Source organism: Parundibacterium terreum, from assembly GCF_014636315.1.
GTDB classification, from domain to species: Bacteria; Pseudomonadota; Gammaproteobacteria; order Burkholderiales; family Burkholderiaceae_D; genus Undibacterium; species Undibacterium terreum.
The window spans coordinates 28,969-52,187 of sequence record NZ_BMED01000009.1 but is presented as its reverse complement, the minus strand read 5'-3'; the positions used below and the strand labels follow the sequence as shown (position 1 = coordinate 52,187).

The following is a 23,219-nucleotide window of genomic DNA, read 5'->3' as shown; positions in this document are numbered from 1 at the left end:
GGGGAGATGGTTTCGAGGTTGAATGGGATCAAACTCTTTGCGCTCAATGATTGGAATAGTAGACCAAAATTTCCGAACGGTAAGGCTCGGACACAAGATTTAACGATTCCAGGAAATTGCTCTCCAACGCGTAAGATTCTATTCTTTTGAGTGACCATCCGGCACCATGGACTGAGGGTGTTATTTTTTCAACTTGAAAGCTCCTACGTCGTGACTCGATACGTGAGCCGGACCATAGTCCGGAATGGCGTCTCATCAATAGCTTGAACCGTTGGAAGCACAGCATATGGTGCTCGCAGAGTCAATGCCTGCAACTCTTTGCATTTAACAATATTGCACAATGTCTTTGAAGCCGCCACTCCTATAATCAGGCGGCTGCATTAGGTTCTATTTTTTTAGGAGTACATCATGGAACGTAAGTATTTTTTCGAAAAAGGAAACTGGGATGAAGCATCTTGGGTCCTCGCAAAACAATTTCCTGAACGATTTCCAACTGAATGCGAATCAAGAAATCATCTGAAAAATGCCGTTCTTGAGGTCCTTGATATGTTAGCTTTGACGGAGATCAAGCGCTTCGACCCCATTATCAATGGGAGCATAATGGCTCTGCCCTCACCATCATTGCAGCGCTCCTACATGGGAGACTATGAAAGTGTTCATGTCCATTTTTGGCAATGCTTATCGACCGATGACTATTCAGTCATTGAGGTGCTACCAACCTGGGGGCCATATGCCGGCGCCACTTCGGACGCGCGGGCACCAAAAGCAGAAACTCATGGCGATACTGATGTTAGATTTATTCATAATATTATTCGAAGAAGTTAATGTTATTAGCCACGCATAAAAGTGGCACCCGTCCCTTGTCTATCCAGTGATTACCCTTAAAAACTTTAAAACTTCCCAGTGTTTTTTTGGGACCCGGACATGACCCGATTTGTTTGACCCGCCTCCACTGTCTGGCGAACGCTGCCGCGCGGTCTTACGCCACCTCGAATCCCAATTCCATCAGATCCAAGTGTAGTTTTTTCAAGCTAAGTCGCTGCTTGCGAATTTTGCCGATCTTCATCTTTAACCAGATAGAAAGATGGAGAGAATATTTGTTGATCACATCAGGTGTTTGCCGCTGCGTGTAGGCTGGCACTGTGTTTTCCGTGCGCAGTTAACCAAACAATTTTACTCATACAGATTTTGATCCGATGAGAGCCAGTGATCTCGTTCGGGATCAGGAAAATGGCGAACCATGAAGTCCACGAAACCGCGTACCTTGGCCGGCATGAGGCGCTTAGTGGGATAAACCAGCGTTACCGAAAAAGAACCAAGATTGTAGTCCGGCAAAACTCTTACCAGTTTTCCTGATGCGAGGTCTTTGCCAAGATTAAAGCTTGGGCGCATCAAGATTCCCATCCCCGCCAATCCGCAGTAGCGCAATAACTCACCATTGTTCGACGTAATTTTGCTAGTAATTGCAATGTCTTTGGACTCATTTTCACCGACCAGGTGCCAGGAATGTTTCAATTGCTCATAATCAAAATTGAGGCAGGCATGCGACGAAAGTTCTTCCGGCTTTTGCGGCATGCCCTTTTCCTTGATGTAGCCCGGAGAGGCGCACAGTATTACTTCTGAGATGCCCAACTGCCTGGAAATCATATTGCTGCTGAAGTTTTGCAATCCTATGAAGATACCTATGTCATACGCCTCACCCACTAAATCCAGCGCCTTGCTAGTAAGTTTGACGTCGATGGCGATATTTTCGTACTCCCTTGAAAACAAAGGCAGCAGACGAGCCAATTGCAATTGACCGAATCCGATGTGACAATTAATGCGAAGGGTTCCAGTTAGCTTGGAGGAGGCTGATGCGGCAAGTGCATCCGCCTCCTCTAGGTCAACGAGAATTTGGCGAATGCAGTCGTAGTAAGTCTGGCCGGCATCAGTCAGCGACATACTTCGTGTGGTTCGATTCAACAACCGAATTCCGACAGTTTCCTCAAGATGGGCAACGTGGCGAGTGATCACCGCGGTAGACATTTCAAGAGCTTGGGCGGCCCCTATGAAACTGCCGCGTGAAACAACTTCAGAAAAAACCCGTATTGAAGTCAATCTGTCCATGTAATTTCTCCACTAAGCCTGTGTTTACTATTTATTTGAATGCTATTGATCAAATTCTTTAGCACTTAGTTCTGTGTTTTAATGCTCGTGAATCGATCCAGTCTGTTCGATCCGCCTCGATTGCTTGTCGAGCACCACTACCTAATCGCGTTCCACTCAGTTCCGAATTCCATTCGATCTGAGTGAGGTCTCCTCGATCACGTCGCAGCCTGCGATCCGTTCTCCGCTTTCGCCTTCAGCCCATTAGAAAGACGAACCCCAGGAAGGATCAGGGTAAGACTTCATGGAAAGGTAGACAACTAGGGGCATCGCAATGCAAGATGTAGCTTTGGCCAAATCCGCTTAATCAATCCGTTATGAGCCTTCCGACCAAACCCCAGCCGACCTCCAGGCGACGCGAGCAACAGCGCGCAGTTGAAACACGCTTGACGATCTTAAAGGCCGCGTTGCCGGAGTTCGCGGACAAAGGGTTCGACGCTGCTAGTCTTCGTACAATTGCCGAGCGAACCGGCCTCCAGCATCCATTAATTACCTATCACTATCGAACAAAGGAAATTTTGTGGAAGGCAGTCGCCGAGCATGTTTTTAATCTCATCGTCGAACTGTGGGATGAAGGCGTGCCGGCAGACACAAAAATGGCACCTATTGAGCGAGTTCGCGAAGAGTACAAAGCTTTCTTCAAGGTCACTCTAGACTTCCCTGACCTTCACCATTTCATACTTCGCGAGAGCCATTCAGGGAATCCGCGCATGGCTTGGCTCGCAGAGAATCTCTTGAAACCGCTGATGAGTCGATTACTACCGCAGATCGAAGCCGCTCAAGCTAGCGGTGATCTCCCGCCCGGCGATCCGGTGTTACTGCACTACATGCTCATCGGCATGACCACAGTATTGTCATCATTGGGCGCCGACATGTCTGCGACTTCAGGACGCTCCCCGGAAAACCCCGCTGTAGTAGCGAACTACTGGGCGCTGCTAGAGACCGTTATTTTTAATAAGGCTTCTGGTCACCGCGGTCAATAATCAAAATTCCATTCTCCTGTTTTTCATTCGTTCACCAATTCTTGGGCGAATCAATGAAAATTCAATAATTTGGAGCTAACATCCAAAAAATCGGGGCGTGCGCTGCTCAGCAAATGCAATAACTCCCTCCTGCGCATCATTCGATTCACCCGATTCCACAATCAGCTTCCGTTCCATCGCAAGTTGTTTTGCAAGACTTTGATGAGGTGCAGCATCGGATACTTGCCGAATACGTACAAACGCTAACGTCGGGCCGCGTACAAGTTCAGCGAGTAGCTGATCGACCTCTGTGCCTAGCACGTTGTCGGGAAAGACCGCATCGAAAATCCTCATATCCAGACATTGCGCAGCTGTCATTGGCCGATTGAGAAGGAAAAGCTGCTTGGTCCTTACAGGGCCTATGCGCCTATTCAAAAACCAAGTGGCCCCAGCATCCGGCGTGAGCCCGATACCGGCATATCCACCACGCAATTTTGCCGATTCGGCAGCAAAAACAATGTCCGAACTGAGAGCAAGGCCGATGCCGCCTCCACCCAGCGGTCCATTGACGGCACTCACAGTGGGCAGCGGCAAGTTTGTCCATGTGAGCAGTGCCGTATTGAGAATACCGAGCAACGCGTCAAGCTGCGATGCCAAACTCTCGGGGTCTTGCGAAAACTTGACGACATCGCCGCCAACGCAAAAGCAGCGGCCGACGCCAGTCAATAATGCGACTCGAACAGTAGGATCATCAGCGATCATATCAACCGCAGACAAAAATGAACGCGCGCTCTCAAGATCCAGCGCATTATTGCGCATAGGACGATTCAAGCTTATTCGTGCCACGCCGTCTTGGATATCGAGTAGCACAGATTCCGATATGACCGGCTGTACGCTCATGCATAGCTCCTCTATTGTAATAACGCCTATAGCGCTGAATTCATTACGCTCTACTAGCCAGCCGGTCGTGAACCTATATGCATCCAAAGCGGCTTTAACGTCGACATGGCAGTAACCAGCATCGTCATGCCGTCTTCTGTTCTTCCACTTCTAGCAAGCGAATCATTTGTTCGCGCATGGCAAACTTTTGCACCTTGCCTGTCACGGTCATGGGCAACTCACTGACGAAATGCACATACCTTGGCACTTTGAAATGGGCGATTTGACCACGGCAAAACTCCCTGACTTCCTCTACCGTCGCTGTTTCACCTTCGCGTAGCACAACCCAGGCGCAAACCTCCTCGCCATTTTTCTTGTCGGGCACGCCAAATACTTGCGCGTTCTGGATCTTTGGATGACGAAACAAGAATTCTTCGATTTCTCGCGGATAGATATTCTCTCCGCTGCGAATCAGCATATCCTTGAGGCGGCCGACGATATTGCAATAGCCGTCAGCATCCAGCGTTGCCAGATCCCCTGTATGCATCCATCCATCAACAATACTCTCATGTGTTTTCTCTTCATCGCGCCAGTAGCCCTGCATGACCGAATATCCTTTCGTGCACAACTCACCCGTAGCACCGATCGGGACAATGCTGCCGTACTCATCGACAATTTTTACTTCGAGATGGGGCTGGATACGTCCGACTGTCGTAGTCCGTTTATCCAGCGGATCGGTGGTCGAGCTTTGAAACGAGACGGGGCTGGTTTCTGTCATTCCATAAGCTATCGTAATCTCGGCAAGATGCATTTTCGCCACTGCTTTCTTCATCGTTTCAATCGGACACGGAGATCCTGCCATGATGCCGGTGCGTAGGTGACTGAGATTAAAAGAAGCAAAATCCGGATGTTCGAGCTGGGCAATGAACATCGTCGGCACGCCATGCAGCGCCGTACAATTTTCTTCAGCAAGAGCGGCGAGAGTTACTCCAGGATCGAATGATTCTCCAGGAAATACCATACTTGCTCCGGTGGACACGCACGAGAGCACGCCCAATACCATGCCGAAGCAATGATAGAGTGGGACTGGAACGCATAACACGTCCGCTTCGGACAATCGCATTGCCATTGCTACATAGCGTGCGTTATTGACGATGTTGCGATGCGTCAGCGTCGCACCTTTGGGGGCGCCGGTCGTACCGCTCGTAAATTGAATATTAATGGGTTCATCGGAAAATAGTTCGGCGTCCAGAGCAGCAAGAATAGCCCCGGCACCACCCTCAAGCGCCGCACTACCGCGCGCCATCAGGTCTGAAAACGCCAGCACACCAGGCAGGTCGCTGCCGTCCATGGATACGACAATGCGCAGGTCGGAGAGACGCTCAACGTCAAGTCGGCCCGCGTGCTGTGCAGCGAGTTCCGGAGCAATCTCCAACAGCATTTCCAAATAATTTGACGATTTAAAACGCTCGGCACAAATGATCGCTTTACATGCAACTTTGTTCAGCGCATATTCGAGCTCGACGACCCGATAGGCGGGATTGATATTGACAAGTATTGCGCCTATGCGTGCCGTGGCGAACTGGGTCAACAACCATTCAGCTCGATTCGGCGACCAGATGCCAACTCGATCACCTTTCTCAATACCTATTTCGACCAGCGCTACCGCGAGCCTATCAACTTCTTCAGCAAATTCACTCCATGTCCAACGTATGCCTTGACCACGAAAAACGGCTGCAGGGCGATCAGGAAAGCGTTGCGCAGTTCCGGCAAGCAGTTGCCCGATCGTTTCTTCACTGAGCTCAATTGCCGTCGAGCCACGCACATAGGAAATGCCGTTACGCGGCGCGATCAGCGCGAATTCATCTAACACTATTGTCATCGAACTATCTCCTCCTATCGGGTCTCGCGAGACCCAATGGAATGTCATGTTTTATCTTGCGCCCGCCTCCTGGCGTTGTGCATGTTTATGGCTAGCTGTTACCGTCGAAGGCGGCTCACGCCGAACTCGCTACAGATTTTTCGGCCCTACTTTCCAAAGAAAATCATATCGGGCGGAACCATATCTGCTTCGAATGCGGCTGCCGTACTGAGAAAGCCGCGAGTTACGTCTTCGCTGGCGTGCAGGTCAATTGTGATATCGAGCATCACCGCATCGGCTGCGGCCACGCCACCGCTCGACCAGGCTTTGAGCAGCGTGCGCGTTGCCGCATACGATCGCGTCGGCCCGTTTGCCAGTTGAATAACCAACTCATTCGCGACACGCTCCAGGTCATCCGCCTTCGCCACGTGCGTTGCAATTCCAAGTTCACCGGCCAAGGTTCCTGGAATCGGCTCTCCCAGCATGGAAAAGCGAGATGCACGGCTACGTCCCACTCGCTCAGCAAGCCGTTGCAAGGCGCCGGCAAGCGGAAGCATCCCTGTAGTGACTTCAACGCAGCGGAACACGGAATCGTGGGCTGCCACGATGAAGTCGCAATTGAGGGCAAGCTCAAACCCGCCTCCAAAGGCTGCTCCTTGTACAACCGCTACCGTAGGGACACGTAGCGACTCAATTGTGCGATATGAGCTATTGATCGCTGCAACAAAAGTGCGGAACCAGTTGACATCCTTGCCCGGCCATTCGCGAACCTCACCGCCAAGACTGAAATTTGGTCCCTCCGCGCGCACTACCAGCACACGGATGTCGCTCTGACTGGCTTCGCGAACGGCTTCTTCAAGGCATTGCGCAAAGCGAGTATCTAAGCGGTTGAAAGGAGGATTAGCCAAGATAATGCTGCCAATGCCGTTATTGCGTTCAAATCGTATGCTTTTCATGGAAACGTGTCTTTCGCGTTCAGGTCGATAAATGACAGATCCATCCCGGAATCGGCGCGGGATGGATACTACCTGCTCTATACGGGTTGTGCGATCAGCGGAATAATCGGCAGCAGCAAATGCGACGGGCGCTCTGCATCACGGTAGATCTTGTGCGTGACCGTCGTGCTGCTGCACACGTGATACGGAATGTATTCGACATCGGTCATCGCGCCTGTTCCGGTTGGCGCATCCATGCTGCAGATCTCTAGACAAATACGGTGTCCCGCCTTGAACTGGTTTGCGGTAGCTATTACCTGTATCTCGTATTTGACGATTTCTCCCGGAGTAACCGGTTCGATAGAACTGCGCGTTAGCTTGTAAAACGGTTCCCATGGCTTGGAGCGCTCCGGGTCTGTCGCCCGATACGATGCTTTCAGCCAACCACGCGTCAATTCTCGCTCCGGCAGATCCTCCGATACGGCACGCTCACCAACCCGCGCGGTGACCACTGAAACATCGGGGCCAACGTCCTTGAGCACCACGAACCAGTTGGTATCGGGCTGATCGATCTCTGCATACAGCGTCAGTGAGATGGGGCCGGCCACCAGGACATCGTGCGCCAAAGGTTCTGTCATGTAGCGAAGGCATTCAACCCGGCTGGTCTTCTTGAGCGGCATTTGTGTGAAGACATCGGGCTCACGCGCCGCCGCGCCTACCTGGTCAGCGGGGCGCGGTGCGTCGGTTGTCAGTCTTTCCCAGCCAGAAAGGTGATACTTCACCCACTGAGTTTCGGGCAAGGGCCAGTCCGTGCCGGTACGCCATTCGTTCGCTCCCATGACCCAGTAGCGTACCGGTGGCTCATTCATGATGCCGGTGTCTATACCCTTCAGCCAATAGTCGTACCAACGAATGACTTCGTCGTGATACTGGTGGAAAGGTCGTTCCAGATGCGCTGGCCCCGTAAAAATCAATTTTCGGGGCTGGTCGACATTTTGAAAGTAATGTTGCGCACCGAGCCAGTGCAACTTATAGGTGTAAGCATATGCCCCCGAGCCGGTATAGTAGGGGATCTTGATCGCCTTGAAATTCTTCTCGGCTTGTTCGACCGTACCCTCTTCTTCCCATGGGTTAGTGAGGATGTGGTACATAACCCTAGTCCTCTGTCCCTTTTGGGTCAGGATGTTGTACAAATTAATGTACATCTTGTAATCAGGGTTGCTGATGGATTTTTCCCACAGCTCTTGCTGCTTTGCAGGCAATTCGCCAGGCGTGCCGCGCGGCTCGTGCACCGTGCTGAATACGTCGAGCAAATATGGGAAAGTGTGTACGACACCGCCCGGATTGAAATCACGGAAGCCAAACATTCCTCCATACGCGCTGCACGCATCGTACGGAAAAATTGCTTTGAGCGCCGGATGCTGTTGCGCAGCGGCGCGCCATTGTTCGCCCGCGAAGCCCGAGATACCCACCATGCCGACTTTCCCATCTGACCATGGTTGCTGCGTAATCCATTCGATCATGTCGTAATGATCAGATTGCTCCTCGCCGTAGTGCCCTTCCGACTTCGCTGAACCGCGCGGTTGTGCGATGACGTGAATATAGCCATTGGCGATGAATCTGCGCGTGTCGCCGGCTTCAATCGGGCCAAACCAAAGCGGCGCCTGGGCCGGTTGAGGCGGCAGTACGTCCGCAATGTCTGGTCCCTGAAGATCTTTGTTATGCAGTGCAGAGGCGTAGAGCACTGGGTATTTGCCAGGCCCTTCCGGCCGATATACATCCACAGCGAGACGTATCCCGTCGCGCATAGTCACGATCACATCACGTTCTTCTATCATGTCTCCGCCCACATCGTTAATAGATATTGATTAGTGGTCCCACAAAGAAACGTCGCTTCCGGGTTCCACCGCAGATTTCTTTCTTCGCTGATTAATTGCGTCGGTCACAACCAAGTGAGCAAAGCTATCAGTCTGTTTTTAAACTTTACACTCGTAAAGTATATTGCTTTGCTTAGGCTTGTCAACGTCAATTTAAAGCCAGTACCTTATCGTCAATAGGTAGCGTATTGGTTCCGCGATCACTGCTCCGCATTTAAGGCCTTTGGGTTCACCGACGCTCCGAACGCATTTTGAGAGACCGGATTCTGCCCATTACTGCAAAGTCTTTGCGCAACGTCAGACCTAAGGACACGAAAGGTTGATCACCTTGAACGACCTACGCTTGCGTTAAGCTATAGATCAGCGAGCGTTTGACTTTCAGGGAAGATTTCAATAGCTGCAACTCACGTCGTGCGCGCATCGCTGCGACATACTCGTGCTGCAAGTCGTGGATGCCGCCATCATCTGTTAGCTCCTTCTTGTCCTCTGCCTTGGGGCCATCATCGGCCAATGTATTACTCAAACTTTTAATTGACTCGTTTGCCGTGTAAAGACCAGCACTTACTTGGTGTATGCGACGCATTATCTTGTTCCAATCTACAGCGATAGTTTTAAACAACAGCAGGCTTATTACTCTTGCGTTCATCCAGACTCAGCGGAGCCGTACCAAAATAGGCGATTTGTAGAAGGCCGCCGGCCATCATCAAATTTTTGAGACAGTGAAACATCTGATTTTGGTAAGCTAAGTTACTGTGAAAAAAAATTGCAGTTGCGATCAAGAAGGCTATCATCCCCAATACGGCTGGCCGGGTGAGGTGATTGGCTAACAGCCGAGCTCCGCCGCTGATCTCCACCAGTGCAGCAACAAGCCAGGCCAAGGAAGCTGACGGCAAACCGACCGCGGCGATATGAGCAACCGTCAGCGCAAAGGCGAAAATCTTGGAACGTCCGCTCTCGATGAATGGCGCGCCGTTAGGCAAGCGCCCGACGAAAGGGAAGAAACGTTTGTGCATGATTTCAGTATTCACGAAAAGTGGATAAGCGCTTCACAGCACTTCGACCAGAATAAATTCAGAGTCTTCGATTGCTTCAATGGTGATGTGAGTCTCGCCAATAATTGCCACGCCGTCGCCCATTTCTACGCGTACTCCGTTGACCGTCAGTGTGCCGAGAGCAGGTACCAGGTAAGCGTTACTGTCAATGCCCAGGAAATAATCTACTCGCTGGCCCGCCTTGAGAGCCGCCCCTAAAACACGAGCGTCCGCGCGAATAAGTAAAGCCCCGTCGTCGCTCGGCACGCCGCTAGCAAGCGGAACCAAACGTCCTGCACGATCCTCTTTCGGAAATGGTCTGGTATCCCAACGCGGCGCTCCGCCAGGCTCACGCGGCCGTATCCATATCTGGAACAGCTTTAGGGGGATACTTCCGCTGTTGTATTCCTCGTGGAGGATCCCGGAGCCAGCACTCATAACCTGAACATCTCCAGCAGCGGTTTGCCCTTCATTTCCCGTGTTATCTCGATGAGATACTGTCCCTTGCCTCACATAAGAAATGATTTCCATATCTTTGTGGCCATGCAATGGAAAACCCGTCCCGGGCGCGATCTCGTCATCGTTCCAGACTACGAGCGCACCCAGTGCATGATGCGTAAAGTTGCCCTTGTCGCTGACAACAAAATGGTGTTTTGCTTTTAGCCAACCGAAATCACCTCCGTCCAGCTCTGTTCGTGGTCTATGTTGAAGCATTGCATCTCCAGAAAATTTAAAAAGGCCTGACGGATTCGAGTGTAAAATCGAAACGGTTCCAGATAAATATCCAATTTTTCAAAGAACCATTGTCGGCAATAGAATGATTGAAGGTTTAACCATTACTATGGACATCCAAGACCTAAACAACATGCGCTTGTTCGCCGCCGTAGTGAGCCACGGGAGCTATACCTCCGCCGCGACAGAGCTGGGCTTACAGACATCGAAGCTCAGCCGCCGTGTGACCGCTCTCGAACAGGAACTCGGCGTCCGGCTCTTAAACCGTACTTCGCGCCGGCTATCTCTTACGGATGCCGGCAAGATGTTTCATCGCCACTGTGTTGCTCTGGTAGCGGAGGCACAAGCAGCAAAACTGGCGATCGATCAGACGCGCGCCTCACCCCAAGGCGTGGTTCGGATCAGTTGCCCGCCCGGCTTGCTGCACGGCCAAGTGTCGCCCATCCTGTCGCAATACATGATCGACAATCCTGCCGTCCGTATCGTGCTCGACGCGACCAACCGACGCGTTGATGTCGTCGAAGAAGGTTTTGATATAAGCATCAGGGTACGGTTGCTGCCGCTGGAGGACTCAGATCTGGCGATGCTGCCATTGGCGAAGTCGCACCGAATTCTGGTGTCCGCCCCAAGCTTGATAGCCACCCAGCAAGTGCCAACAACTTTAGACGAACTACGCCTCTTTCCTACGCTTGCCACGGCCCATGCAAGCGAGCGGTATCAATGGCATTTCCTCGCACCGCAGCCGATCTCATTCGAGCACACGCCCCGATTGGCGACAGATGACCTCGCCACGCTGCGCGATGCAGCTCTGCGCGGCGCGGGCATCGCGCAAATGCCAAAGGAACTGGTGCAAGATGATCTAAACAAAGGAACGCTTATTCAGGTGTTGCCGGAATTGACTACGCCGGAGGGTAGTGTCCATGCCATCTTCCCATCCCGCCGTGGCATGGTGCCCGCAGTACGTAGCTTGCTAAACGCTCTAGCAACGGGTTTCACTGCATCATCATCCACCGACCAAAACTAAGACATGGGTTCAAAATGAATGCGCGCTTCGATGTCTCCATGTTTTTCTACTGCTCTGGTGCGTTTTACTGCGAAGTCATTCGTCAACGGGATTTCCTTTAAGCGATCAATAAACCATCTGCCGGCGGGGCCGGGCGGCGATTTCGTTTGCCAGATGGCCGACATGGGCAAGGTCAATCCGTCAGGTGGCACGTCTTCAATCTGCAACACAGATAAACGACCGCTTTCGATGTCGTCGCGCACGATATGCAAAGGCATACCGCCCCACCCTAAACCATTCAATAGAAAATGATGCTTGGCGAAGAGGTCGGCCAGCCGCCAGGTCGTCGGGGACATGACGCCGAGATCACGTCCCGTCGACAAGTCTGACCGATCCGTCAGGACGATCTGTGTATGCTTAGCGAGGATGTCCTTTGCAATTTTTCCTTCATGCAATGCCAAAGGATGGTCGCTTGCTCCGACCATGAGCAGCGAAATGCCAGGCAAACGTTCGCTGGTAAGTGTGTCTGGAATGACAGGTAACGAGCCAACAATACCGACGCTGCAACGCCCCTCAAGAACAGGCTGAAGTGCGGCGCCAAGGGCCTCGACATAGATACGCAAAGCGACACCTGGATACTCCTGACGAAATGCTTTCGCCACTTGGGTAACCGCATCGATAGGGTAGAACACGTCAACAACAATCGAGAGCTCCGGTTCCAGGCCAGCAGCCATTCCCTTTGCCCGCGCCTTAAACATGTCCACACCGGTGATGATGTTGCGAGCGTCGGCCAGAAGTTCGACACCGGCCGGTGTCAGCTTGGGATAGCGTCCCGAGCGGTCGAACAACAGTATACGAATCTGCTCTTCGAGATTGTTGATCGTCTCACTAACGACCGATTGCGCACGAAACAATTTACGGGATGCAGCCGAAAAACTGCCCTCATCGACCGCAGCAATGAACGTGCGCAATTGATCCAATGAAACACCGTCTAACATATCTCCCCCAATACACATCGAAACAATCGATGGATTAATGATTTTATTTTTTTGAGTCTTGCAACATGCAAGATCAGAAATTCAGCCGATGCTACTGAAGTTGTGATTGTTTGCATATATCCTGATTTGCAACGTATCATTACCTCAGATGGAACGATAAGGGCCTGCAAACAAGAATGATCGACCAAATCACAGATCTCAATGACCTTCGACTATTTGTTGAAGTAGTCGAACGAGGAAGTTTTACCGCCGCCGCCCGCAGTCTCGGCCTCCAAACGTCCAAGCTCAGTCGCCATGTTCGTGCTTTGGAGGAGGAGCTAGGAGTTCGTCTGCTCAACCGTACCAGCCGTAACCTGTCGTTGACGGAAATCGGGCGACAGTTTCACCGGCACTGTCTTGCACTGGTCGCGGAATCCAAAGCTGCCAAGGAGATTGTGGATCAGACGCGAACCAAACCCCAGGGCACAGTGCGAATCAGTTGCCCGGTCGCGCTACTAAGCTTCGGTATCGCGGACATCATTTCGCAGTACCTCTCGGACAATCCCGAGGTCCAAGTTCTCGTCGATGCAACAAATCGTAGAGTCGATGTCATCGAGGAAGGCTTGGATTTTGCCATTAGAGTCAGGCGCCCACCGCTAGAGGACGCCGAACTCGCAGTTCGGCAATTGGGAGTATCTACCTTCATTCTTGTTGCTAATCCAAACATGGTTGAGCGGTACCCCACTCCTACTTCTATCGACTCATTAAAGGATTGGCCAACCGTTACGATGGCCGATAGTAGTGAGCGATACATCTGGAATATGCTCGACTCCGACGGTCACACCATATCGCTGGCGCATCATCCTCGCCTGGCGACGGACGATATCGCCAGCCTGCGTAGCGCGGCGATACTGGGCGCTGGCGTGGCACTGCTACCCAGGGAATTCGTGGATGAAGACATTCGGTCCGGTAGGCTACGGCACCTTCTGCCGGAACTTGCAACAAAGCCTGGTATTGTGCACGCAGTTTTCGCCACGCGGCGAGGCATGGTTCCGGCCGTGCGCAATCTGCTTGATGCCCTCGTTGCGGGATTTGAAGCCCTCAATCAAAGGCTGTACCCCGGGCCGGCTAAAAAGGAAGTCTTACCAGCCTGCACCGAGAGCAGCATTAAGCCTGCTTGATCAGACCCTGACTTTGCAATCGACTACCGATCTGCGCAATGTTGAGCTCACCTTGCCAAAGTGCTTCAACATCGGTATGAACGGAGTAGTATCCTGCGACCAAGTCGTACGGGTGTTTGATCGCGGAGCCGAGCACGAAACCAGTGTCAGAAATAGCTTCAAAGTGAATTTCGTCTTCGGACTCTTCAAAAACAGCGAGCTCACCTGAGGATATCCGTTCAACTGCCGACACCTGCCCGTCATGAACTGCGATCCAAGTCACATTATGGCCTTTGGATGGAGAGAAACTCCAGCGCTCGCCAGCCTTCAGCCGTACGTCCAGGTAGGTCATACCTGCAGGCGCGGCGACAATACTTTTTTGTCCCTCATATTCGCCTATGATGATTCGAGCAGGTCCGACAGTTTGAAAGGCAGAGGCTTCGAGATACTGACTATGAGGATCGGCTAATTCGAGTTCTGGCGGCATCGCAATCCATAGCTGAAATCCTTTGCCGCGCTCATTGCCGTGTAAGCCCCCTGTATGCCAGACGCCGCTACCTGCTCGCATCCATTCCGCGCCGCCAGAACCGATAACGCCTTCGCGTCCTGTCGTTTCTTTGTAAAAAGCCTGGCCGGACAAAATCAGCGTCAATGTCGCAATGCCGGAATGTGGGTGAAATCCAAACTTTGGCGCGTCTGCTGCATCTGCTTCGAAATAATCAAGAAATACAAATGGCTTAATCAATTCGCCGATGTCTCCGGGGCTTACCAATCGTGTGATGGCCCCATGTGCCTGTCCTCGTGTACGGAGCGCAACCGTTCGTTGCTGTTGATTGCCCCTCTCGGATTGCGTGCTTTCTATATGAACTGCCATCTTTTTCTCCATGCCATGATAAGTACCTAAGTACCGTGATCGGTTTACCGCAGCCCCAGTCAACTCGACAAGCTCATCATGATGTACCCATGCGCTGATTTGGAGGTGCAACGTTGGCGAAAGAATATAGGTTAGCAATCCATCTTAAAAGACGAAAAATTTAGATGCTATCCATCTGTGTAGCCGATGAAAGAAACATAAATGCCATTTCGAAAACAGGAGTTAGTTGAGTTTCCCCTGCGTAGCCTCAAAAAAACAGTGCCGGAAGGGATGGGGCAGGACTGCGAACAACATGATGCCCGTCTCCGTAAAATTCTTCCGAGTTGATCGCGAGAATGTACAAAGATGCTGCATCACAGCGCCAGTGTGTATCGGTCAAAACGATAGATTACATCTAAAAATAACTACTATTCAGATCGTAAGTCGAAGCCTATTATCCGATTTCTTGCAAACGGGTCGTTTGCCATTTTGGAGATCATTATAATGAAATTGCTACATTTAGATTCAAGTATCCTAGGACAAGGTTCTGTCAGTCGTGAACTTTCTGCGGAAGTCGTTGCCACATTCCTCGCCCGCCAACCAAAATTTGCGGTCACTCGCCTTGACCTTGCGGTCACACCGATCGGCCATCTGACAGCAGCACATCTCGCTGCTGCGCAAGGCGCTCCTGTCGACGAAACATTGAAGTCTGACGTTGCTGCGGGCCAGGCTGCGCTTGATGAGTTCCTGGCTGCAGACATTGTGGTCATCGGCGCGCCGATGTACAACCTTGGCATTCCCTCTCAACTAAAGGCATGGATCGATCGTATCTCCGTTGCCGGCAAGACGTTTAGATACGGGGAACATGGCCCAGTCGGACTGTGCGGCGGCAAGAAGCTGGTCATCGCCTCGTCACGTGGCGGCGTTTACAGCCAAGGATCCCCTGCAGCCTCCTACGACCATCAGGAAACCTATCTGAAGGCGGCCTTCGGCTTTTTGGGTATCACAGATATCTCCTTCATTCGCGCCGAAGGTGTGGCGATGGGCGGTCCAGAGGCTCGTGATGGAGTCATCGAATCGGCAAAGAAAGAGTTCGCCGCGCTAGCTGCTTGAGGTGGCGCCATCGCCATGACCATTCCACACGTGCCTACATGAAACTGTAGTCACCGCTTTGTTTCGTGGATGGGCGTGGCGATACGCTCCGCTAGTAGTTTGCAGCACTGGGGAAGCCCGCAATTGAGAGTGGGAGGACGCAGATAGGTGCCCTTCTGGTGACGAACGGCGGCATGACTGGTGCTGACTGCATACGTTTTATACAAATCAAAGGAGACTCTGCATGACCCCTTCCATCAACGGCGACAAACGCTGGCTAGCACTCATTGTTTTGTGCCTCGGCGTGCTCATGATCGTGCTAGATACCACGATCGTGAATGTTGCATTGCCTTCGATCGCTGCAGATCTCGGTTTTACTGAAACCTCGCTGGTGTGGGTAGTTAACGCATACATGCTGACTTTTGGCGGTTGTCTATTGCTTGGCGGGCGGCTGGGGGATCTATACGGCCATCGCAAGTTATTCCTTGGCGGCATTACACTGTTCACGGTGGCATCGCTCGCATGCGGCATGGCCAATTCACAAATCCTACTGATAGGCGCCCGCGCCGTGCAGGGTTTAGGCGGCGCTGTCGTCTCCGCCGCCTCGCTGTCGCTCATCATGAATCTGTTCACTGAACCTGGCGACAGAGCCAAAGCGATGGGTGTATACGGCTTTGTGTGCGCGGGCGGCGGCATGGTCGGTGTATTGCTCGGCGGCCTGCTGACAAATCTTCTAAGCTGGCACTGGATTTTTCTCGTCAATTTGCCCATTGGCATCGTCGTCTATGCATTGTGCGTCGCGCTCTTGCCATCTGCACCCGGCCAAGCGCAAGGTGAGCGACTCGATGTGGGCGGCGCTGTGACGGTTACCGCATCGCTAATGCTCGCCGTATACGCGGTCGTGAACGGCAATGAAGCGGGCTGGACCTCAGCGCAGACGCTGGGGCTGTTGTTTGCCGCGCTGACGCTGTTGGCCTTGTTCCTCATTCTCGAAGGACTCGTGCAGCACCCATTGATGCCTCTCAGTCTTTTTCGCTTGCGCAACGTCGCGGCGGCCAATGTGGTCGGAGTACTGTGGGCGGCGGCAATGTTCGCGTGGTTTTTTATCTCAGCGCTATATCTGCAGCGCGTACTCGGGTATAGTCCCTTGCAGGTTGGACTTGCGTTTTTACCGGCCAGTCTGATTATGGCGTTCTTTTCGCTGGGATTGTCGGCACGCGTGGTGATGCGCTTCGGCCTGCGCCGTCCACTTGCAGTTGGACTGCTCGTCGCGGCCAGTGGACTCGCGCTTTTCGCAAGGGCACCGGTAGACGGTAACTTCGTGATCGACGTGCTGCCGGGAATGATCTTGTTCGGCTTCGGTGCGGGAATCGCATTCAATTCCATTCTTCTGGCCGCAATGAGCGACGTCGATCCGAGCGATTCGGGGCTTGCATCCGGTATAGTCAATACATCGCTGATGATGGGGGGTGCCCTCGGCCTCGCGGTCCTTGCAAGCCTCGCTGCAGCACGTAGTGATGCGATGCATGCTTCTGAAAGCGCTACGATGGCACTTAATAGCGGTTATCACTTGGCGTTTCTGATCGGTGCGATCTTAGCGGCGACGGCAGGCGTGGTGGGAGGGCTACTATTACGTCCTGGACAACCAGGCGGTGCCAGCACGCAACCGAATGCTGAGATACCTGAGGTAACGGTGACGGACTTTGCGTCTATCACCGACAATACGGTCGCTACAGAACGCCACTGACCGAGTATCGCCACTATGAGGCGATAAAATGGTGACAACGACGATTGTGAAGTCGAATCACCGTAGTAGATAAAGGCTGCGCGGAGACGCAGCCTTTACCTTGCCCCTCCTGCGCGAATCACCTCCAATGGAATTGGCTGGTGTGGAAACCAGCGTTTGTATATTTCGGAGAACTGGCCGCTACGCTTGACCTGTCGAAGCGCATCTTCCCAAGCCTTGATGGTGTCGTGCGACGTTCCTGGTGAGAAAGCGAGATAGAGGTCTGAAGTTTCCAGTGTCATAAACTTCTCTACATCGGCAGGTGAGTAGCCGGCACTGCTCAACACTGCCGGGGCACTAAGGCTGGCTTCTGCCCACATGTCAAACCGTTTCTTCATCAACATATTTGCTAGCACACCTGATGTCGCTGCCTGCTCTAATACACGAAAGCGCTTTTTCTTTACCATTTCTGCCTGAATGCCGTCGCGGAGAACGCCGATTGGCTGGTCGAACAGTTTGTCTCCCATCGCGAGTAGCCTGGTTGCGTCGCCTTTCCGAATGAAGACATTGGCCTCGGTCCTGACGATGGGACCGACTAAAGTAAGCTGGGACTGCCGCTCCTCTGTGCGCACGACACAGATCATCAATACATTTGGCTGAGTTAATACTTGGTGATAACCACGAGCCCACGGGACCACTTGGATCAGAGTTGGTTGCCCAAGTCGTACTTGCACCGCCTTCACAACCTCTATAGCCATGCCATCCGCTTTTCCGTGAGAGAGAAAATACAATGGCGGCCAGTCCTGAGTCAATATGGTCAGGTCGTTAGCACTGGAGGTTGTAGAATTGGTGACCAGGGACGCAACGAAAAGCACAAGTAATATGCGTCGTTTGCACGGCCCGATTGAGGCCTGCCTGGAAATCCCTGAGGCAGACAAACTTGCACGAATGAGCTTGCAAAATATACCTAACATGGCCTCTACTTCATGACTAATTGGTATTGCAATCAACTCACTATGTCTCGATATCAACTTAAAGTGGAATGAGAATTGCCGCGCTGTTCTAAATCAATGACATGCAGGAGGTCAAGAGAGCCCCCCATATATATTGTCGGTAAGGAAAATTGCCAGATGACCATGTGCTAGTGCAGTTGGTTTGCGCGCACGACCTTGATTATGCCAGATCTTTGAAGTTGCCTATTTTGCGCCATCGTTGACGTAGACTCCGACGCAAACTAGCGTATCTCCGCCAGCATCCTCGCAATACGTTTTATTGGTGGCTAATTCTTTAGTCACCGGGTTAGGGAAGCGATAAGTGGAAGTCCAGCCTTTCTTCTTCAGCTTGACGATATCGATCATGTTTTTGACGAACGGCACACCATCAACATCTTTCAAGGCGATCATGTTCTTACCTTCCATCCTCTTGTTTTTAGGCTGGACTAAGCCATTGCCGTTGTAGTCATATACAAAAGGGAAAAGGTCTTTGTCATTGAACGCGGTACCGGGATTGTCGCGAAACGTTTTATACGCATCTTCTGGACCTAGCTTATGAATCAAGGCAACCGCTCGCTTCACCATATCTTGTGCCTCCGCCTCACTTCCATGATCGCCAGCCGCGAAAGCAGAAGTTCCGAAAAGTTGACCAAAAACCATAGATGCTGCGAGTGCGACTCTTTTCATGGCTGCCTCCTGTTTAATTGCAATGAGCTACTATTCTATTGGACTCGTGGCACGTCCAATTTGAATTGAATGAAAACTGAGTTTGCCGAGGCTGCTTTTCTTCCATTTGGCAAGCAGAAATCGCTTTAGGCCATTGATGCGAATCCTTGACCAGGCCCATCATGGACGGCAGTGAGTATGAGTACGTAGTTAGTCCCAATCCGGGGCGAGATGGGGTGGATTGACAATCCGGCTTCCTGAAGTATGAAGCTTAGTTATCGTTTGCATGTCTTCATCGGCAAGCTCGAAATCGAAGACACGGGCATTTCCGGCGACTCTCTCGATCTTCTCGCTACGGGAAAGAGCAACGACCTGGGGCTGTTGGATCAGCCATCTTAAAACGACTTGCGCAATAGTTCGCTTATTGCGCATGGCTATTTCCTTCAGGACGGGATCTTTAAACACGCGTCCAAGTGCCATCCCGCAATAGGCCATCAGGCTTGCCTCGTTGGCCTGAGCCGTCTCGATCAGCACGCTTTGGTCCAGGAAGGGGTGATACTCCACCTGATTTGTGACGATTGGGTATTTGGAAAATTCAATCGCCGATCGCATCATTTCGGCGTTGTAGTTACTTACACCAATGTGACGAACCTTTCCCGCATCTACCGCACGGTTTAAGCCGTCGATCTGCTCTGCAATGGAAACTCCACCGCGTGGCCAATGCACTAAAAGAAGGTCTATATAGTCGGTTCCAAGATTCTGCAGGCTTAGATCGACTGACGCCGCAAATCGTTCTGCAGGATAGTTACCAACCCAAACCTTGGTTGTCACGAAAACATCGCGACGAGAAATTCCGGAGGCACGGATTGCTGCACCAACGTCAGCTTCGTTCTGGTACATCTGAGCTGTATCGATATGCCGGAAACCGTGATGAAGCGCGGATACCAGTATCTCTTGAAGGCGCGACCCCGACATGCCGTAGGTGCCAAATCCTAGGCGGGGAATTTGTGCCCCGCCAACAGCTAGCGTTTCAGACAAAACAGGCGGGTATATTGCATTAGCGGACATTAATCGCTCCTTACTCTCTCATTCCAGCTCAACAGACAATCATCTCTCGGAAGGGCAGAAGGCGCCAGACAGAATTTTCCGATATTGCCCATCGGTGTTTACGATGGATGCAAACAGAATCGCATCGACTAACTGCGAGAGAATGTGATTATTAACAATTTAGCGGTTTCAGCAAGCGGACCAGGTAGGTTTCATCATTCACGTCGATCGATCTGCTGAGCCGATAGTATTCATCTGAATATATGGGCTATTCAATTTGAAGAAAAAACGGAAAAATAGTTGGGATAACGAATGTTTCGATCAAATTTTTAAAGGTAGTCCATGAAAGCAGTTCAACTTCGCCAGCCAGGCGGTCTTGATAATTTAGAAGTAACAGACCTGCCCGTCCCCGGAATGCCCGGCCCCGGCGAGGTGTTTGTACGATTACGAGCCAGCTCACTGAATTACCACGACTATTTGGTCGTGACCGGGAAAATGCCGGCGAGAGACGGGCTCATCCCTATGACGGATGGGGCCGGGGAAGTACTTGCCGTCGGTGACGGCGTGGAAGAATTTCAGGTTGGAGACAAGGTGATGTCTGTCTTCTTCCCGGACTGGATCGACGGCGCGCCACGCAATGTACCTCTGTCCCAGGCCTTTGAGCATGTGCCAGGCGATGGCGTTGACGGCTGTGCCCGCCAATTGATGGTCGCACCCGCTACAGCCTTCACTCATGCGCCGCGCGGCTACTCAGATGCGGAATCGGCCTCACTGGTTTGTGCAGGTCTGGCAGCTTGGCGGGCACTGGTCGTGGAGGGGCGTCTGAAAGCGGGAGACATCGTTTTGGTGCAAGGCACTGGCGGAGTGTCTTTGTTCGCACTACAGATCGCCAAAGCGATGGGCGCCACCGTGGTAGCGACCTCGTCATCAGTGGAAAAGCTCGAACAGCTAAAGGTACTCGGCGCAGATTACCTGATCAACTATCGGTCAGAACCCAATTGGGGCGCCGCCGCGCACGCGTTGACCGGAGGGCGTGGAGTCGACCATGTCGTCGAAATCGGCGGCACTGGAACTTTGGAGCAATCCGTCGCTGCCAGTCGCGTCGGAGGTCATATCGCGATGGTCGGGCAGCTATCTGGCCAAAAAGGACTCTTGCCCACATTGGAGATGATGGGCAAGCAGTTGCGGATAAGTTGGATGATGGTAGGCTCGCGAGCCATGCAGATCGACATGGTACGCGCCATAGAAGTCAGTGATATCAGGCCGATACTTGATCGCACCTTCCCCTTGCATGAATTGGCAAACGCCTTCCGCCATCAGGAGAGTGGCGCCCATTTTGGAAAAATAGTCATCGACATTTAATGGGCTTAGTCAGTGTTAGTTGCTACTTTCACGTAGCGCACATGAGAAGATAATCGTGCAAGGTAAGCCGACACGATAAGAGCCGCTATCCGCGCTAATTTTCCACCCAGATAATATACGCTCGACACGAACGCTTGGTAAGAACAGGGTTGCCTTCTGTGTAAGCGCAAGCGCACTCGCCTTCGGTGGGTTCTTGACTAAAGCTCGCGACTCAGATTTTGGTATCCAGCCACAAGTGCATCGAGAAGATGACGCACGTCAGGTACCATGCCTTTCCGTGTTGGGAAGACCGCGTGACCAATCGCTGGTCTTGTTGCAAGGTCCGGCAACAGGTGGCACAACTTGCCCGACTTTAAGTCTTCGCCCACGAGATCTTTCGGTAGCATTGCCACGCCAACGCCTTTTATCGCCGCGAGGCGCAAGCTGGTAATATCGTCGGCCGCCAGTCGAGGGTGATGTGCCAGCGATACCAAGTGTCCGTGGGAGCCGACCATGTTCCATATGTATCGTTCACTGGTATCCACCATACTGACTGTTGGTCAGTCCTTTAAAGAGTCGATCGTTGCAGGGACGCGGTACCGCTTAACCAAGTTAGGGCTAGCAACAAGAATGAAAGTCGACGATCCCAATTGCCGCACAGCGAGGTCTGAGTCCTCCAGTGGTGCTAGCCTGACCCGGATTGCAAGGTCTATCCCTTCTTCAATGACATCTACTCCGCGATTTGTTGCATCAACCAGAACTTGGACTACGGGATTGTCCGAGAGGTACTGCGAAATGATTTCCGCAATACTGAGGCTCAGCAGTGGGACTGGACAGCTGATCCGCACGGTACCTTGCGGTTTTGTTCGCGTTTGGTCTACGATCTCCTTGGCAGCCTTGGATTCCGCCACCTAGGCAAGACAGTGCAGATGAAACTGTCGTCCGACCTCCGTCAACGACAGATTACGGCTGGTGCGATTGAGCAGGCGAACTCCAAGCTCCTTCTCCAAAGGACGAACGTGCCGACTCAGTTTCGACGTTTGAAGTCCAAGGCTGCGGGCGGCTGCAGTAAAGCTTCCTCGCTCGACCACTTCAGCAAATAGCCGCAGATCATTGAGATTCGTGATTTGGTTGATCATTTTGGTCTCAAATTACCGAACCTGTACATTCAATCCTTGCAAACCCGCATGGATAAAGGATATACAAGGATTTCACTGCGCTCTTACTTCACAAATCCCACGTCTGTAAGCTATTGAATATATTGGTTTTGCGTTTGCTCAATAGCGCAGTTCAGGGATGATTTTATGTCTCGGATATCTATATTGCGATTCACTGAAAAGAGGCGTGAATTCACTAAATTTTTACTGGTCAGACAAATTTCCCCTGGGAAATGGGACAGTTATTGATAATTCGCAAACCTGAGAAAAATTGGCCTCCTATAAAAAGACTGCCAAACGACGCAAAACTTAAGAGACGGCCAGGTCATCCCGTTTCTTCTCAGTTTCTGGAACCGAGTGTGCTGTCAAAACGTGTCCAATGACCGACTTGGCGACGAGATGCAAATTTGCTTCCGCTTTGACGATTCGTGGCAGGCCGAGGCCGAATGAACAATAGAGAAGCGCGACGTTTCGTTTGGCGTGCGCCTTCTTCTTCACCATGTTGACGACGTGGGACAGCTCCCGCTCGCTCAGGACCTTCGCTTGCCCCTCGCGCATATTCGCTCCAGAATGGTTTAAAAGTATTGTCATATTGCAATAATTAAACATTCTATCCAGCCCTTTGAGCCTCGTACATCGCAGGAGTGGCTCAGGCAGCCAAAATGCTTACTAATTGCGCTTAGTAAACATTTCTGACGAGGCATTCCAACTTAACACGAGCGGGGTGCTATTTATTGCAATTAATGCCGCTTTGGGGAACGCGGTCAATGACATCAAATTACG

At 51.9% G+C, this 23,219-nt stretch carries 22 protein-coding genes and 1 pseudogene; 7 read left to right on the top strand and 16 right to left on the bottom strand.

Features of this window, described 5'->3' with window-relative positions; all coding sequences use genetic code 11:
* The first annotated feature begins 408 nt into the window (after nt 1-408).
* Complete coding sequence (locus tag IEW12_RS27755) at nt 409-825, top strand: hypothetical protein (RefSeq protein WP_188569405.1); 417 nt, start codon at nt 409-411, stop codon at nt 823-825.
* 348 nt (nt 826-1,173) lie between these two features.
* Here IEW12_RS27755 and IEW12_RS27750 read toward each other — a convergent pair whose 3' ends face one another.
* Nucleotides 1,174-2,106, bottom strand: coding sequence for a LysR family transcriptional regulator (locus IEW12_RS27750; protein WP_188569404.1), 933 nt, complete (start codon nt 2,104-2,106; stop codon nt 1,174-1,176).
* 356 nt (nt 2,107-2,462) lie between these two features.
* On the opposite strand from IEW12_RS27750, the gene IEW12_RS27745 reads away from it, so the two are divergent.
* Entirely contained in the window at nt 2,463-3,128 is a 666-nt protein-coding gene (locus tag IEW12_RS27745; RefSeq protein WP_188569403.1) for a TetR/AcrR family transcriptional regulator, read from the top strand.
* Between the two features lie 75 nt (nt 3,129-3,203).
* Here IEW12_RS27745 and IEW12_RS27740 read toward each other — a convergent pair whose 3' ends face one another.
* The 7 genes from IEW12_RS27740 to IEW12_RS27710 all read right to left on the bottom strand — a co-directional run bounded on the left by IEW12_RS27740 (nt 3,204) and on the right by IEW12_RS27710 (nt 10,404).
* Nucleotides 3,204-4,007, bottom strand: coding sequence for an enoyl-CoA hydratase/isomerase family protein (locus tag IEW12_RS27740; protein ID WP_229751398.1), 804 nt, complete (start codon nt 4,005-4,007; stop codon nt 3,204-3,206).
* 124 nt (nt 4,008-4,131) lie between these two features.
* A complete protein-coding gene (locus IEW12_RS27735) occupies nt 4,132-5,868 on the bottom strand; it encodes an AMP-binding protein (RefSeq protein WP_188569402.1) in 1,737 nt (578 codons plus the stop codon).
* A gap of 146 nt (nt 5,869-6,014) precedes the next feature.
* Entirely contained in the window at nt 6,015-6,803 is a 789-nt protein-coding gene (locus IEW12_RS27730) for an enoyl-CoA hydratase/isomerase family protein (RefSeq protein WP_188569401.1), read from the bottom strand.
* Nucleotides 6,804-6,880: 77 nt separating this feature from the next.
* Nucleotides 6,881-8,620 carry a CocE/NonD family hydrolase gene (locus tag IEW12_RS27725; protein ID WP_188569400.1) on the bottom strand — a complete coding sequence of 580 codons (1,740 nt, stop codon included), beginning with the start codon at nt 8,618-8,620 and terminating at the stop codon, nt 6,881-6,883.
* A 376-nt stretch (nt 8,621-8,996) separates the two neighbouring features.
* Entirely contained in the window at nt 8,997-9,182 is a 186-nt protein-coding gene (locus tag IEW12_RS27720) for a hypothetical protein (protein WP_188569399.1), read from the bottom strand.
* Nucleotides 9,183-9,270: 88 nt separating this feature from the next.
* Nucleotides 9,271-9,687, bottom strand: coding sequence for a DoxX family protein (locus IEW12_RS27715; protein ID WP_229751397.1), 417 nt, complete (start codon nt 9,685-9,687; stop codon nt 9,271-9,273).
* An 18-nt stretch (nt 9,688-9,705) separates the two neighbouring features.
* Complete coding sequence (locus IEW12_RS27710; protein WP_188569398.1) at nt 9,706-10,404, bottom strand: pirin family protein; 699 nt, start codon at nt 10,402-10,404, stop codon at nt 9,706-9,708.
* Between the two features lie 103 nt (nt 10,405-10,507).
* Between IEW12_RS27710 and IEW12_RS27705 the strand changes: the two genes are divergently transcribed.
* On the top strand, nt 10,508-11,446 hold the full coding sequence (locus IEW12_RS27705) for a LysR substrate-binding domain-containing protein (RefSeq protein ID WP_229751396.1): 939 nt from the start codon (nt 10,508-10,510) through the stop codon (nt 11,444-11,446).
* On the opposite strand, the gene IEW12_RS27700 is transcribed toward IEW12_RS27705, so the two are convergent.
* Entirely contained in the window at nt 11,443-12,423 is a 981-nt protein-coding gene (locus IEW12_RS27700; protein WP_188569397.1) for a LysR family transcriptional regulator, read from the bottom strand. The genes IEW12_RS27705 and IEW12_RS27700 overlap by 4 nt on opposite strands.
* 179 nt (nt 12,424-12,602) lie before the next feature.
* Here IEW12_RS27700 and IEW12_RS27695 point away from each other — a divergent pair, with 179 nt between their 5' ends.
* Nucleotides 12,603-13,583, top strand: a complete 981-nt coding sequence (locus IEW12_RS27695) for a LysR family transcriptional regulator (RefSeq protein WP_188569470.1) — start codon at nt 12,603-12,605, stop codon at nt 13,581-13,583.
* Here the strand turns inward: IEW12_RS27695 and IEW12_RS27690 are convergent.
* Nucleotides 13,570-14,436: a pirin family protein gene (locus tag IEW12_RS27690; RefSeq protein ID WP_188569396.1), complete on the bottom strand. Its 867-nt coding sequence runs from the start codon at nt 14,434-14,436 to the stop codon at nt 13,570-13,572. The two genes, IEW12_RS27695 and IEW12_RS27690, sit on opposite strands and share 14 nt — an antisense overlap.
* A gap of 483 nt (nt 14,437-14,919) precedes the next feature.
* On the opposite strand from IEW12_RS27690, the gene IEW12_RS27685 reads away from it, so the two are divergent.
* A complete protein-coding gene (locus tag IEW12_RS27685) occupies nt 14,920-15,528 on the top strand; it encodes an FMN-dependent NADH-azoreductase (RefSeq protein WP_188569395.1) in 609 nt (202 codons plus the stop codon).
* Nucleotides 15,529-15,751: 223 nt separating this feature from the next.
* Nucleotides 15,752-17,254, top strand: a complete 1,503-nt coding sequence (locus IEW12_RS27680; protein WP_188569394.1) for an MFS transporter — start codon at nt 15,752-15,754, stop codon at nt 17,252-17,254.
* A 95-nt stretch (nt 17,255-17,349) separates the two neighbouring features.
* On the opposite strand, the gene IEW12_RS27675 is transcribed toward IEW12_RS27680, so the two are convergent.
* The 3 genes from IEW12_RS27675 to IEW12_RS27665 form a co-directional block, all read right to left on the bottom strand.
* On the bottom strand, nt 17,350-18,207 hold the full coding sequence (locus tag IEW12_RS27675; protein WP_188569393.1) for a substrate-binding periplasmic protein: 858 nt from the start codon (nt 18,205-18,207) through the stop codon (nt 17,350-17,352).
* 222 nt (nt 18,208-18,429) lie between these two features.
* Nucleotides 18,430-18,912: a cache domain-containing protein gene (locus IEW12_RS27670; RefSeq protein WP_188569392.1), complete on the bottom strand. Its 483-nt coding sequence runs from the start codon at nt 18,910-18,912 to the stop codon at nt 18,430-18,432.
* Nucleotides 18,913-19,101: 189 nt separating this feature from the next.
* Entirely contained in the window at nt 19,102-19,959 is an 858-nt protein-coding gene (locus IEW12_RS27665) for an aldo/keto reductase (RefSeq protein WP_188569391.1), read from the bottom strand.
* Between the two features lie 321 nt (nt 19,960-20,280).
* On the opposite strand from IEW12_RS27665, the gene IEW12_RS27660 reads away from it, so the two are divergent.
* Nucleotides 20,281-21,300: a zinc-dependent alcohol dehydrogenase family protein gene (locus IEW12_RS27660; RefSeq protein WP_188569390.1), complete on the top strand. Its 1,020-nt coding sequence runs from the start codon at nt 20,281-20,283 to the stop codon at nt 21,298-21,300.
* 197 nt (nt 21,301-21,497) lie between these two features.
* Here IEW12_RS27660 and IEW12_RS27655 read toward each other — a convergent pair.
* From IEW12_RS27655 to IEW12_RS27650, 3 genes and pseudogenes are all read right to left on the bottom strand, one after another.
* Nucleotides 21,498-22,190 (bottom strand): annotated as a pseudogene (locus IEW12_RS27655) (LysR substrate-binding domain-containing protein).
* Nucleotides 22,191-22,418 (bottom strand): LysR family transcriptional regulator, encoded by a 228-nt coding sequence (locus tag IEW12_RS29090; protein ID WP_308789161.1) that lies wholly within the window; start codon nt 22,416-22,418, stop codon nt 22,191-22,193.
* Between the two features lie 327 nt (nt 22,419-22,745).
* A complete protein-coding gene (locus IEW12_RS27650) occupies nt 22,746-22,994 on the bottom strand; it encodes a hypothetical protein (RefSeq protein WP_188569389.1) in 249 nt (82 codons plus the stop codon).
* Nucleotides 22,995-23,219: the final 225 nt, after the last annotated feature.